Raw genomic sequence first — 13982 nt, 5'->3', positions numbered from 1 at the left:
TTGTTATGCCGATTGCTTCTTGCAGTCGGCTTACTAATTTTTATCAGTAGTGTTTCACGGTAAAATCTAACAAATTAAATCACCATAGTGCATTAAGTGTGAAAACTGATAGCATTTTTTATCGCCTTTTTCAAGAACTTCCTAGCATCTTTTTTGAATTAATTGGTAATCCACCCCAAACGGCAGAGACTTATCAATTCTCCTCAATTGAAATCAAGCAAACGGCATTTCGTATTGATGGTGTTTTTCTCCCAACACAAGGGGAAGAAAATCTGATTTACTTCGTTGAAGTCCAGTTCCAAGCTGACACAGAAATTTATTCACGCCTATTTTCAGAAATTTTTTTATACTTACACCAAAATAAACCGAAAAATTCTTGGCGAGGAGTAGTTATTTATCCCAATCGCAGTTTAGATACAGCAAATATCAAGAATTACAGTGAATTTTTCACTAGCGGGCGCATTAGTCGTATTTACCTTAATGAATTAGGTGAAACTGCATCATTGCCAGTTGGAATTGCTACGATTAAATTAGTCGTCGATGAAGAGGAGACAGCAATTCTAGCTGCTAGGCAGTTAATAGAGAGAACCCAGCAAGAAATCAACATCGAACCACAACGGCGGCAGTTACTAGAATTGATAGAGACAATATTAGTTTATAAGTTTCCGACGATGAGTCGAGAGGAGATTGAAGGTATGTTTGGGTTAAGTGATTTGAAACAAACACGAGTTTATCAAGAAGGTAAGCAAGAAGGCAAACAAGAAGGCAAACAAGAAGGGGCGCGTGAAGAAAAGTTTAGAATGATCCCTTTGTTGTTGAGATTGGGATTGAGTTTTGAAGAAACAGCGAAAGAGTTAGGTTTGAGCCTAGAAGAGATTCAGCAAGAAATGCAAAAACAGCCTCCAAGTCAGGATACGTAACCTACAATTACAGCAGAATTCAAAAGTCAAAATGGGTTACGCATCGCTGCGCTAACAGAAGTAAAACAGGTTTTATACTTGGTTTTGAGACTTAGCTTGTGTAACTCACTAACTTGAAATTAGCTGTATCTTTTATCACGGATTTATCTACATATTCTTACTATTTCCCATTCCGATAATTTTTTCTATGATTTCCCTCTCTCCCATTCTGCAAGCTAGACTCTCCCAACCCTTAAAGATTGGCTCTTTCGAGGTAAAAAGTCGGGTTCTCCAATCGCCTCTATCTGGAGTCACAGATATGGTGTTTCGCCGGATTGTGCGTCGCTATGCGCCAGATTCGATGATGTATACCGAAATGGTGAATGCTACGGGGTTGCATTATGTTAAACAGTTACCCAAAATCATGGAGGTAGATCCCAACGAACGCCCAATTAGCATTCAGCTATTTGATTGCCGTCCCGATTTCTTAGCAGAAGCAGCAATCAAGGCAGTTGCCGAAGGTGCTGATACTGTTGATATTAATATGGGTTGTCCGGTAAATAAAATCACTAAAAATGGTGGCGGTTCTTCATTATTGCGGCAACCAGAAGTAGCAGAAGCAATTGTGCGGGAAGTGGTAAAAGCTGTTGATGTCCCTGTAACAGTTAAAACCCGTATTGGCTGGAATGACAACGAAATTACGATTCTCGACTTTGCCAAGCGAATGGAAGATGCCGGGGCAAAAATGATTACGGTACACGGACGCACCCGCGCTCAAGGGTACAATGGCAATGCCCGTTGGGAATGGATTACCCGTGTCAAAGAAGTGCTTTCTATTCCAGTGATTGGGAATGGAGATATTTTTTCCGTTGAAGCGGCAGTGAAATGTTTAGAACAAACTGGCGCTGATGGCGTCATGTGTTCCCGTGGAACTTTGGGTTATCCGTTTTTGGTGGGAGAAATCGATCATTTTCTGAAAACAGGAGAGATATTACCATCACCAACCCCAATTGGGCGTTTGGAATGTGCAAGAGATCATTTACAAGCCTTGTGGGAATATAAAGGCGATCGCGGTGTACGTCAAGCCCGTAAGCACATGACTTGGTATGCTAAAGGTTTTGTCGGTGCTGCCGAACTCCGCGGACAGTTAAGTTTAGTTGAAAGAGTAGATCAAGGTTTGGCAATGATTGACCAAGCAATTGAAAAATTAGCTAATGGTTATGAACTAGAGGAAGAAGCAGAAGGTAGTTTGGTAATGCTTTAAGAAGCTGATTTTAACCTAGCTTGGGGTGATATTGTTGGTTGCTAAAAGTGACGCGATCGCTTGAATACGACTATTTCAGTTAGGGTTTAAATCTCCTGATGTAACTCTTTTGAATTTTGAATGTTTAACTAGCCCAAATGGAGGCTCACAATGTTAGTTTCCAAACACAATGATGTTGTAACCGTCCCCGAAATCCTTTCATTAGAAGACTTCATGGCAAATCCTCCAGAGGGGATGGAGTGGGTAGACGAGCAATTAGTAGAAAAAACAGGGATGACATTAAAACATAGTGAAATTCAATTGAATATTGGTTTTTACTGGAGAAGTTATATTAACTCCAATCAACAAGGTGGGAAAGTTTACACTGAAGTACCTTGTCGTACATATAAAGAGGGTCGCCGTTCTGATGTGGCTTATCTTACGCCTGAATTGGTAGCTCAGTTTGGTGATGTTCCTACTTTGCCACAAAGTTTCCCACTAATTGCTGAAATAGTTTCACCCACCGATTTAGCTGAAGAATTATTTCTCAAAGCACAGGAGTATTTGCAGTCCGGTTGTGAGGAAGTTTGGCTAGTATTTCCTGAAAGTCGGTTAGTTTTTGTCATGACAGATAATCAGGTTTGCGGGTTTAAAGCTGGTAATATGGTTAGTACTCAAAGAGTATTACTGGGTTTTAGTGTAGCTATAGACGAATTGTTGGCTTGAAAATGAATTAGGACTTACACTTCAGAGAGTCAAAAAGTTTGAATCCCTAATAGGGATTTTATTGAATTGCAATGTAAACATCACTTATCAAAATGGGCGTTTTAGGAGTTTCAATCCCTAATAGGGATTTTGATGAATTGCAATTTAATAAGCCCTCAGAATACAAGGCAGTAGGATTTGTTTCAATCCCTAATAGGGATTTTGATGAATTGCAATGACGCGGTGCAGGTAGCCAATCAGGCGGCTACTGTTTCAATCCCTAATAGGGATTTTGATGAATTGCAATTTTATCTGAAAGTGTGTTGCTAACCACTGCAAAAGTTTCAATCCCTAATAGGGATTTTGATGAATTGCAATTATATTTCCACGAAGGGCAGAGGATACATATTGATAATTAGGTTTCAATCCCTAATAGGGATTTTGATGAATTGCAATAAGGCGGTCTAGCTGCTGCCGAAACAGTTGGAGTGTTTCAATCCCTAATAGGGATTTTGATGAATTGCAAATAACTTTTTATTATACCATTGGCGACCTAAGATGTTTCAATCCCTAATAGGGATTTTGATGAATTGCAATTGAAGGTTTCCCAGTTGTGTTACCCCAACTTCTAGTTGTTTCAATCCCTAATAGGGATTTTGATGAATTGCAATTCAGCGTTACCTGTATTTTGTTTTCTCTCATAGTTGTTTCAATCCCTAATAGGGATTTTGATGAATTGCAATCCCCTAATCTTGCTGCGATCGCTTGCATCCTATTATTGTTTCAATCCCTAATAGGGATTTTGATGAATTGCAATTCCGTCCCAGGCATACTCTAATTCTCTATAGTCGTTTCAATCCCTAATAGGGATTTTGATGAATTGCAATGCTGGCTTCTGAAAGCGTTGCTGTATTTGATTTTCAAGGTGCGGTTGCGCGAATGAGTGAATCATAGCATAGGGAATAGTCATAGCACAAGATGCAAATCGCTGAAAACCAGTCCCCATAAGGTGCGCGGATGCTTTGAAAGTACCAGTGCCCTGAAAGTTTTGTATAGAAGGAGCGTACAGCCTTTTTCGCTCCTTCTCGTTTTGTACACCTACCCATCCGCGCATAAGGCAAGAAAATTAATCTGATTGGCGATCGCTACCTCTATTAAAATGAAATAAGCGATCGCCTAATCCTTACACACTTTAATTTACTAAATCAGGGAATACCTCTTGCACAGCAGGATGCACTAAGCGATGATTTTGCACATTCACACCCTTAGCTAATGCTGGGTTAACCTCCAGTGCCAAAATTCCCAAATTCGCCAACTGGACAACATAAGGTAATGTACTATTATTAAGTGCCTGAGTTGCTGTCCAAGGTACTGCTCCTGGCATATTGGGAACGCCATAATGCACTACACCTTCTTCAAGGTATACCGGATTTGTATGGGATGTAGGGTGCAAGGTTTCTATACAACCGCCTTGGTCAACGGCTACATCAACTATCACCGAACCAGGACGCATTTGTTTGACCAATTCGCGGGATACTAGTATTGGCGCTCTACGTCCTAACACTAAAACTGCACCGATGAGCAAATCGGCTTCAATGACTGCGGCTTCAATATGAGCAGAGTTGCTGTAAAGCAATTCGACTCTAGAGCCAAAGAGTGTTTCTAAGTAAGATAAGCGCTCGACACTCACATCTAAAATTTGCACGATCGCACCCATGCCTACGGCAATTTTAGCTGCTTCTGTGCCGACAACGCCGCCACCTAAAATTACTACTTTACCTGGTTTAACTCCAGGGACACCACCTAAAAGTACACCTCTACCACCTTGCTGACGTTCTAAGAATCTGGCTCCAAATTGTACTGCTAGCCGACCGGCAATTACGCTCATGGGGGTGAGCAAGGGTAATCTGTTAGCACCAGGTTGTTCTACAGTTTCGTAAGCGATCGCAGTTGTGCCACAATCAATTAGATTCTCTGTCAACTTGCGATCGGCTGCTAAGTGTAAATAAGTAAATATTACCTGCCCTTTTTGCAAAAATTTATACTCAGCCGTCAGTGGTTCTTTGACTTTAACAACCAATTCCCGATTCCAAGCTTTTTCTGATGTGGGGACAATTTCGGCTCCAGCACTTTTGTAGTCATCATCGGAGAATCCAGCACCATTACCTGCTTGCGTCTCGACGAAGATGCTATGACCATTTTCTCGCAGCACCCGCACACTAGAAGGACTTAACCCTACCCGAAATTCTTGATCCTTGTTTTCCTTGGGAACGCCGATTTCCATATATCGCCTCTGATAATTTTTTTGTTTAACTGTACCCTTCCAATCTCAAGCTTGCTACTTCTATCTTGCTAGTTCCGTATTAGAGATAGCTGGATTAGAGATACCTAATTTCTGTTCTAACTTTCTTAATTCAATCTGAGTAGCCCAAACTCTTACTCTTGACTATTGCCCCAGTATTTATACAATATATAAAGAATAGTAACAATTTATTAAAAAAGCGATTGTATAGCTCCCTAGTAGGGAGCTATTGCTGAATTTTTCAAGTCACCTTGGCATTCCAGCACTGCAATTAGCTTTTAAGTTAACCTGACTTTTCAACGTCATCTGAGAATTTCAAAGTCTCTCTTTTAAAACGAGAGAGATTTAGAGAGGGGTTTTCCAGATACCATGAAAAGTAAGTAGTGATTATCCCTACTTTTCCCGACTTCTACCAGAAGTCTGATATCAAGTCCCGTTTGCCAAAAAAGGTTTCTTAAAAAATGACACAAACACAACCAACAATTACACCTAAACTAGAAGAGCCTAAGTTTGGCTTTAACGAATATGCCGAACGCTTGAATGGTCGAGCTGCAATGATTGGCTTTGGTTTGATGCTGGTGATTGAGTATGTCACTAATCAAGGAGTGCTATCATGGCTGGGTCTGAAGTAGTGCCATCAACAAGCACAATCTTGAAGTTGTAAGCTAGTAATTAAAAGAGTTTCAACCAGCTGGAACAACCAGTTGGTTTTGACTTCAATAATTAATAGCGGAGTACTTCGCTCTAGATAGATTAATTAAACTTATTCATAAATAACTGCCCTAGAATGTAAGCAAGAGAGGAATCGAAATACCTATTAGCGATTGAAATATTATAGACTTGCAACTAATATGTGCAAGGCGATTAATGAGTAAATTTCCTCCCCATACTAAAAAAATCATAACTTAGTATCTGCCTTGAATGAGAAAGGCAAATTATGGGTGAGGTATTCTTGGTAAATATACACAAAAGGTGAACTGGAACCAACCAAGCTGTGATGAATGCTGTATTACCTCGTTTTTTGAAGTCAACCTACCGAAAAGAGCCACTAATCAGTGTATTGATGACGATGGGCGTTATGGATGCCCTGATTGGCGGATTGAATGATAGCTGGTCGTTGTTTGCTTTTGGTTTGGGAACGGCAGGGATAGCGCTAGGCTTTAAGTTGTGGCGTGTCCAGCAGCGTCGTTCTTTACCAGAGGAGCCTGTAGTGCAACATTATTTGCCCTCTCGTTCTTCTAGTGCGCCTTTACCAATGTTAAGCGTTTCTAAGAAAAAACCACCTCTTTAAGATGTGCAGAGTTATGACTTAAAATAACTCTGCAAAATTTATTGGGTTTAACTGTATCTATAAAAGTGAGGAAAAAGAGTGAGTAGTGAGGGAAGAGGTGGCGGTAATTTTCTGCGACCGTATATTATCCTGGCATTTATGGCAGCTGTTGCCCTTCCAGTGAGTACCTGGGAAGGGTTTTATATTCATCAAGCTCATGCTGCCATTGAAGTAACGCCAAACTTCCCAGCTAACACTAACTTTGCTAATGCTCAACTACTTTACACACTCATCGGACATAACGGAACCATTAAATCCCTCGCTTTCACTCCAGATAGCAGAATTCTGGTGAGTGGAGGTGCAGAAAACGAGGGTATAATTCGCCTGTGGAATTTAGCAAAGCGCAAAAAGTTAGCGACTATTAACAAAGCACACAAAGCAGCCGTAGAATCTTTAGTGATTTCGCCAGATGGGCAAACCCTCGCTAGCTGTAGCGATGACAATACGATTAATCTCTGGAGTCTGAAAAATTTAAAATTTAGCCGCTCTTTTGTCGGACATACCAGTAACGTCTTATCTTTAGCGGTGTCTCCTGATAGTAAAGTTCTCGTCAGTGGAGCTTTAGATGGGATTCGGATGTGGGATTTGCTACAGCAGCGTCCTCTAGGGACTATAGTACGCTTTGATAATTTGATTTATACTCTCGCTATTAGTCCTGATGGACAGACCTTAGCTAGTGGTGATAATAAGGGTGTAATCAAGCTGTGGAATTTGAGTACTGGTAAATTTATCAGTCAATTGCCAGCTCATTCTAGTGCTGTTAGCGCTGTGATCTTTACACCAGATGGACAAACATTAATTAGTGCTAGCCACGATCGCACCATAAAATTGTGGAATATTAATACTGGAGAATTAGTCCGCACTCTTACAGGACATAATAACTGGGTAAATGCGATCGCTCTTAATCCCGATGGACAAACCCTTGCTAGTGCCGGTAGAGATGGAATTAAATTGTGGGATTTAACTACAGGTGAGTTAATAAATACACTGAATGGACATACAGACTGGGTAAGTGCGATCGCTTTTAGTCCCAATGGTAAAATTCTTGCCAGTGGTGGATTCGATCGACAAATCAAGATTTGGGGGATTCCCACAAAACGAAACTAACAGCGATCGAACAAAATAATCGTCAAAGAGTAAACTATATCCCCTATTTCTTTTAAGAAGTCGGGGATATCATTTTGACGCTCCTTTCAAGGCTTTGTGACTTGTCATAGCTCGAATTCTCACTTCATATAGAAACTTAGGCGATTGCTAACGCCGAAAAATTTCCCCAATCATTTCCTGTATCTGCTAAACTTTGGACTTGCCTTTTTAAAGTTTTTGTAGTAAAAAATCAACCAAAGCTCAGATCGAATTTTGCTATAACTAGTCAAAATCAATGATGATAGCAACCAATAACGATGTCTACGATGGACTACACATACCCCAAATTTTGAAGAACTGTGAATACTTGATGAAAATACAGCCGCACTAATATCTTATCCAGCAAATTACTGTAAGTATAAACATAGGTAATTTCAAATCATTTGTGCAGTTACTTGCCCTCTATACCGGAACAATTTCTGAACTTAGACAATCTTAGAAATGATCGTTGTCAGTAAATGCACTCAGTTAAAAGTCACGAACTCGTGTGAAGCCAAGGTTTGTAGCGCTTAACTGCTATTTGGAAGATAGGATAACTTGCTACTTAAATAATGTTTAATTTTCCCGAACTGCTTTTGATCCCCATTTCGATAGAATGGCTAGGCAGAACCCTAAAACTAAAAACCGCTTTTGACTGCGACGCTCATGAATCAACTGAACAATGGTTTTACGCTATTTTTAAGTCTGCTAGTCGAGGCGATGCCTTTTTTGCTTCTTGGGGTTTTATTCTCCAGTTTGCTGCTGTTTTTTGTTGATGAGCGCAAACTAGTAGAAAAAATGCCCAAAAATCCGCTGTTGGGTGCTTTAGTTGGCAGTGCGATCGGCTTTTTGTTTCCGGTGTGTGAGTGCGGGAATGTACCGGTAGCGCGGCGATTCCTGATTCAAGGAGTACCCACACCAGTCGCAATTGGTTTTTTGCTAGCAGCACCAACAATTAACCCAGTTGTAATTTGGGCTACTTGGACAGCATTTCGAGATCAGCCAGAAATAGTAGTTTTACGAGTCGTATTTTCCTTAACAATTGCCACAATTATCGGGTATGTTTTCAGTTTTCAAAAGGACTTAAATCCCATAGTCCAACCTGCGATCGCTCGTTATATGAAGTTTAATCCAGCCGCGCAGCCCCAAACCAAACGCCGTGGTAAACCTTACCAAGGACAACAAGAAGAAACAGTACCCAATCTGTTGCAATCCGGGACTTATATCTTAGGAGGAAAAGCAGGTATACCTCTACGGATAGATCCTAATTTAGTACTGCCTACCTCAGTCTCTACTGCTGATAAACCGTTAGCAGCCAAACTGCGCCTAGTTGTGGATAATAGCATCCAAGAATTGCGGGAATTGGGCGGAGTGATGATTTTAGGAAGTGCGATCGCTGCTGCTATTCAAGTCCTAGCTCCCCGTGAATTAATTCTCAGTTTGGGTGCTGGGCCCATTACCTCAATTGTGGTCATGCTGATATTAGCTGTAATAGTATCAATTTGTTCTACAGTCGATTCTTTCTTCGCCCTATCTTTTGCCTCAACCTTTAGCAGCGGTTCATTGTTGGCATTTCTGGTGTTTGGCCCAATGGTTGACATCAAAAGCGTTGGTTTGATGTTATCTATTTTTAAACCCAAAACTATCTTTTACTTATTTGCTTTAGCAGCACAATTAACATTTGTGTTTACTCTTTTCCTGAACTTGCACGTCTTTTAAGAAAATATTTGTCATTTGTCAGTTGTCCTTTGTCCCTTGTCATTTGTCCTTTACTAATGACCAATGACTAATGACTAATGACCAATGACTAATGACCAATGACTAATGACTAATGGCTAACAAAAATCCCAAATCTAAAATCCCAAATCTGTTACTCCCTTGGCTGGATGCTCTAGCAATTACGGCTTGGGGCATTTTGATGCTGAGATATTGGCTAACTAATAAGCTGAACCTATTGATTCATCCAAATTACTTTTGGTTGGTGATTGTAACTGGTATCAGCTTCATCATTATTGGTTTGTTCAAGATGCAGGAACTTTGGCAACGGCGTCGCCATGATGTTACGCCAAACACCCAGCATATTAGTTTATTTCCCCCTGGTTGGGGCAGTGGTTTATTGTTGACTACAGCAATTCTAGGTTTTATCGTTACACCGCAAGTTTTTGCTAGTGACAAAGCACTCCAAAGGGGGGTGACGACTGATTTATTGGGAAGCACACGCGTCAAACCCCAAGCCTTTCGGGTTACTGTTCGTCCAGAGGAGCGATCGCTTGTAGACTGGGTACGCACCGTCAATGTCTATCCTGAGCCGGATACATATACAGGGCAAAAAGTCAAGGTGCAAGGATTTGTGATTCACCCGCCCGATATCGGAAAAGAATATTTGTTTTTAGCACGATTTGTCTTAAGTTGCTGTGCAGCAGATGCTTACCCTGTGGGATTGCCTGTCAAACTACAAAATAATCAAGAGCTTTACCCTGCTGATACATGGCTAGAAGTAGAAGGACAAATGGTGACAGAAAATTTAGCAGGTAAACGCCAACTTACCATTGCCGCCACCTCTCTCAAAAAAATTCCTCAACCTCAAAATCCTTATAGTTATTAGTCATTTGTCATTTGTCATTTGTCCTTTGTCATTTGTAGATAACTAACAACCAATGCCCCATGCCCAATGCCCCATGCCCAATGCCCCATTCCCCATGCCCAATGCCCAATGCCCAATGCCCCATGCCCCATGCCCAATGCCCCATGCCCCATGCCCAATGCCCCATGCCCAATGCCCAATGCCCCATAACCAATGACTAAATCTAAAGCATTCCAACCACTGGATCGTATAGCGATCGCACTAATGTTACTGCTGAGTGTGCTGATTGGGTTAATCATCTTGCAAGGTGATGTGGTAACTGCTCGTGTCCGGGAATTTACCTGGCAAAATCAACAAATTGGGGCAGAAGATAATTCCTTCACCCTCACCTTCAGCCGCCCAATGGAAACAAAAAGCGTCGAGGATAACTTGAAAATCGATCCACCCCTAGCAGGTAAATTCAGTTGGGCGGGGCGGCGGATGGTTTATACACTGGTGACACCAGCCCCTTATGGCACAAATTATAAAGTGCAGTTACAAGGAGCTAAAGATAAGTTTGCAGAGCAAGAAGGTACAAATCGGCTGATACAGCCCTTTGTTGGTAGCTTCCGTACACGCGATCGCGTTATCCTTTACATCGGAACCGACAAAGAAGAACAGGGACGGTTAGTTCTTTACAACTTAACCCAAGAGCAAAAAAGGGTACTTACCCCCAAAGACCTGATAGTAATCGACTTTGAGTCATTTCCTGATGGGGAGAAAATTTTATTTTCTGCTCGCGCCGCAAACAATCAAGACTTACTTTCAGCCCAACTGTATACGGTGACAACAGGCGTTTCTGCTAAATCTGGACAAAAAGCAGAACCAGAAGGCAAAGTTGACCTGACTTTAGATAGTAAAGATTATCAAAACCTGAAATTTGACTTATCACCTGATGGGCAAACTATTGTCATCCAGCGGGGAAATAAAACTAATCCTGGTGACTTTGGACTATGGTTTATGCCAGCAACCAGTGATGCTTCAGCAGAAAAACCCACACCGAAACGCCTAAAAAGCCAGCCGGGAGGAGACTTTATGGTGACACCAGATAGTAAAGCCGTAGCGGTTGCTCAAGGACAGGGAGCAGCCATTTTACCACTGCAAGGTGATGCCAGTAAACCTTTGGATTTTCTGCCGCAGTTTGGTTTGGTACAAGCTTTCTCCAAAGATGGCTCTCAAGCAGCGATGGTAAAGTTTAATACAGATTACACGCGGGATTTATTTTTGGTGACAAACCAAGGCGTGCAGAAACAGCTACTAAAAACAACAGGTTCAATTCTCAGTTGCCAATTTGACATCGCCTCACCCACTCTCTACTGCTTGCTTACACAGTTAGTATCGAAGGAACAATACATAGAACAGCCTTATGTAGTGGCAATTGATTTGAAAACTGGGCAACAGAAACCACTGTTAGTACTGCCTCCCGCTCAACGAAATGTGCAAATGAGTTTATCTGCCGACGGTTTGGGCTTATTATTTGACCAAGTAGTACCGCAGACAAATCCCCCAGGATCATTACCCCCAAACACTTTAAAAACCGATGATGGAGATACAATCGCTACCAGTAGCTTGTGGTTAATGCCTCTATTGCCCATCGCTGATGCTACGACTGTTGAAATTAAACCAGAACAACTCCCCTTAGCCGGATTTCATCCTCGCTGGCTACCTTGAGCGAATAATTCGTAATTCGACTTTGGAAGGTTAGTTAAGGTGTCGCCACCAAAAATCAAGTTGAATCTAATGGAGTTCAGTTCCATCTTTACGAAGCAGATAGCGATCGCTAATCAACTTCAAGACTACTCTACCTATTTCTGGATGCGTTTTCTCAATAACCGGTTGCACAACAACGCCTTCCATGATGCAATTGGGACTGACTACACTATTGGCATTATTGAACTGAGACACCGCTTCCCAAGTGTAAGCACCGATATAAAGTACAGGTACTCTCGGCAAAGCAAATTCTTCGCAAAAAGTCACAAAATCGCTGTAATTGAGAAAATAGCTACCGCGACGCACAGCAAATATAGCAATTCCAATATTGCCATTATTCAAGCCATATTTGATATCTTGCACGCCGTAGATTTCACCAAAAATCTGAGTTCCTGGCGGAAGTTTCTGGAAAGCTTCGTTTTCGTTGTAAGCACGAATATAAACTAATTTTTTGTTTACTTCGCTGTTTTTCCAGAAGTAATTATGGCTGCCAATTTTAGTTGTGCCATCAGCATCAACTAAGACAGTGAAGTTAGTTCCATGCAACTTTTCTGTGACAACAACTTCTTCACCTTCCATTAGGATGTTTTTGTAACGTTTTAGGTTTTCTGGACTGGGGAATTTGTAATGTCCAATAAAACTTTCTACTTCCCCACTCATTCCTTGAGGAATTGGATATTCGTACTTTGTTACACCAAAATGATTTGTGTAGTCATCTCCGACATTTCCCGTAAAGTTTTTACCAACGGGAATAAGCAAACCCTCAGAAAAAATTCCGCGAAGTTTCGCAGCACGCAGTTTTTTCGAGTAGTAGTTACGAATACCAAACTCATCTAAAAAGTTTTCTGGAATAACACTATCAATAGGAAAGTAAAAAGCTAAATCTCCAGGATTCAAGTTACCTTTGACTATAATTACCTGATACCCCATATCTTCAATAGAGGCAATATCTAGCCGATCGGCATTGGGATGAGGATTAATGCTATTGATTTTGACAACTTCAACTTTAAAAATACTCATAGCTCATCTATTTTCAAAATAATCAATTTTAGGAAAAATCTAAATTTGTTACAAAGTATGAGTGCATAGTTAGCCATACATAGGTGTCAAATTAAAGCTGAAACCCTTGAAGATATAGACTAACCAAATATAATATTACGAATTACGAATTAATAATTATTTGTTGATAATTTATCCAAGCTTGCCAAAAAATATAAATTGATAGTATTCCTAAGAAGATACGAAGCACTAAGCTGACAGTATAATCTGGTAGTTTTGGCAATGTGCGAGTACTCATTTGAACGCCTAAAAGACCACCACATCCCAAAACTAGACCTTGAGTAAAGAGAATATTTCCTTCTAATGTATGTCCCGTACAGGCAGCTAAAGCAGTGATGACAATCACACCCAAACTAGTCTGAATTGCTACTTTAATTTCTTCTCCTAATAGCAGCATTTGCAGTGGCACCATAATCGTACCGCCACCTAAGCCGAATAAACCTGCTAAAATTCCTGCTGCTCCCCCAGTGCCAATTTTAGAAACTAGTGGGTTAAATACTGGATCTGTATCCTCTTTTTCCTGCAAGGACAGTTGCTTGCGAAGCTCAATCAGATAGATGTTAGCAAGTAGTATGATGCCAAATGTAAACAGTATTATATAAGATGGAATTTTATTGGCGAAATATACACCTATTCCAGTAGTTAAAAAAGCTGGAATTCCTAAATAAATTACTCGTTTCAAGTCAAAGTAGCCCATCCACCAATTTTGCAAACTTCCAGAAATTGAAGTAATCACAATAGCAAGGCTACTAGTAGCGATCGCCTGAACGGGAGTATAACCTAGTGTGACTAAAAGAGGAATTGTGATAATACCGCCACCTATTCCTAAAAGTCCAGCTATGACTCCAGATATTAAACCTCCACTCACTAAAATCAACCAACTAAAATCAATCATAAATAATTATTTTTCTAGAGAACTGATAGTACTAAATGGGCATTGGGCATTGGGCATTGGGCATTGGGCATTGGGCATTGGGCATTGGGCA

The 13982-nt window shown here is 40.8% G+C and carries 13 protein-coding genes and 1 CRISPR repeat array; of the genes, 9 read left to right on the top strand and 4 right to left on the bottom strand.

What is annotated here, in order from left to right:
* Positions 1-98 precede the first annotated feature (98 nt).
* The 3 genes from RMY64_RS33360 to RMY64_RS33350 all read left to right on the top strand — a co-directional run bounded on the left by RMY64_RS33360 (position 99) and on the right by RMY64_RS33350 (position 2868).
* Positions 99-920, top strand: coding sequence for an Rpn family recombination-promoting nuclease/putative transposase (locus RMY64_RS33360; protein WP_322702281.1), 822 nt, complete (start codon positions 99-101; stop codon positions 918-920).
* Between the two features lie 187 nt (positions 921-1107).
* Positions 1108-2163, top strand: a complete 1056-nt coding sequence (gene dusB, locus RMY64_RS33355; RefSeq protein ID WP_322702280.1) for a tRNA dihydrouridine synthase DusB — start codon at positions 1108-1110, stop codon at positions 2161-2163.
* A 150-nt stretch (positions 2164-2313) separates the two neighbouring features.
* Positions 2314-2868 (top strand): Uma2 family endonuclease, encoded by a 555-nt coding sequence (locus RMY64_RS33350; RefSeq protein ID WP_322702279.1) that lies wholly within the window; start codon positions 2314-2316, stop codon positions 2866-2868.
* Positions 2869-2904: 36 nt separating this feature from the next.
* Positions 2905-3734: a CRISPR direct-repeat array (repeat unit 37 nt; unit sequence GTTTCAATCCCTAATAGGGATTTTGATGAATTGCAAT).
* Positions 3735-4039: 305 nt separating this feature from the next.
* On the opposite strand, the gene ald is transcribed toward RMY64_RS33350, so the two are convergent.
* Positions 4040-5131: an alanine dehydrogenase gene (gene ald / locus RMY64_RS33345; RefSeq protein WP_322675597.1), complete on the bottom strand. Its 1092-nt coding sequence runs from the start codon at positions 5129-5131 to the stop codon at positions 4040-4042.
* A 479-nt stretch (positions 5132-5610) separates the two neighbouring features.
* On the opposite strand from ald, the gene RMY64_RS33340 reads away from it, so the two are divergent.
* The 5 genes from RMY64_RS33340 to RMY64_RS33320 all read left to right on the top strand — a co-directional run bounded on the left by RMY64_RS33340 (position 5611) and on the right by RMY64_RS33320 (position 10209).
* Positions 5611-5781, top strand: a complete 171-nt coding sequence (locus RMY64_RS33340; RefSeq protein ID WP_099099534.1) for a hypothetical protein — start codon at positions 5611-5613, stop codon at positions 5779-5781.
* Between the two features lie 365 nt (positions 5782-6146).
* Entirely contained in the window at positions 6147-6440 is a 294-nt protein-coding gene (locus tag RMY64_RS33335; protein WP_322675596.1) for a hypothetical protein, read from the top strand.
* Positions 6441-6518: 78 nt separating this feature from the next.
* Entirely contained in the window at positions 6519-7586 is a 1068-nt protein-coding gene (locus RMY64_RS33330; RefSeq protein WP_322702278.1) for a WD40 repeat domain-containing protein, read from the top strand.
* A 684-nt stretch (positions 7587-8270) separates the two neighbouring features.
* Complete coding sequence (locus RMY64_RS33325) at positions 8271-9323, top strand: permease (RefSeq protein ID WP_322675594.1); 1053 nt, start codon at positions 8271-8273, stop codon at positions 9321-9323.
* Positions 9324-9435: 112 nt separating this feature from the next.
* Entirely contained in the window at positions 9436-10209 is a 774-nt protein-coding gene (locus RMY64_RS33320; protein WP_322675593.1) for a TIGR03943 family putative permease subunit, read from the top strand.
* Positions 10210-10223: 14 nt separating this feature from the next.
* On the opposite strand, the gene RMY64_RS33315 is transcribed toward RMY64_RS33320, so the two are convergent.
* Complete coding sequence (locus RMY64_RS33315; protein ID WP_322702290.1) at positions 10224-10487, bottom strand: hypothetical protein; 264 nt, start codon at positions 10485-10487, stop codon at positions 10224-10226.
* On the opposite strand from RMY64_RS33315, the gene RMY64_RS33310 reads away from it, so the two are divergent.
* Positions 10402-11898, top strand: coding sequence for an Ig-like domain-containing protein (locus RMY64_RS33310; protein WP_322675591.1), 1497 nt, complete (start codon positions 10402-10404; stop codon positions 11896-11898). The genes RMY64_RS33315 and RMY64_RS33310 overlap by 86 nt on opposite strands.
* Positions 11899-11964: 66 nt before the next feature.
* On the opposite strand, the gene RMY64_RS33305 is transcribed toward RMY64_RS33310, so the two are convergent.
* Positions 11965-12957: an RNA ligase (ATP) gene (locus RMY64_RS33305; protein ID WP_322675590.1), complete on the bottom strand. Its 993-nt coding sequence runs from the start codon at positions 12955-12957 to the stop codon at positions 11965-11967.
* Positions 12958-13099: 142 nt separating this feature from the next.
* Complete coding sequence (locus RMY64_RS33300; RefSeq protein WP_322675589.1) at positions 13100-13891, bottom strand: sulfite exporter TauE/SafE family protein; 792 nt, start codon at positions 13889-13891, stop codon at positions 13100-13102.
* Positions 13892-13982: the final 91 nt, after the last annotated feature.

The organism is Nostoc sp. DedQUE08, assembly GCF_034530895.1.
In the GTDB taxonomy this organism is placed as follows: domain Bacteria; phylum Cyanobacteriota; class Cyanobacteriia; order Cyanobacteriales; family Nostocaceae; genus Nostoc.
The sequence above is the reverse complement of the archived record's forward strand: the minus strand, read 5'-3'. Positions and strand labels throughout refer to the sequence as shown.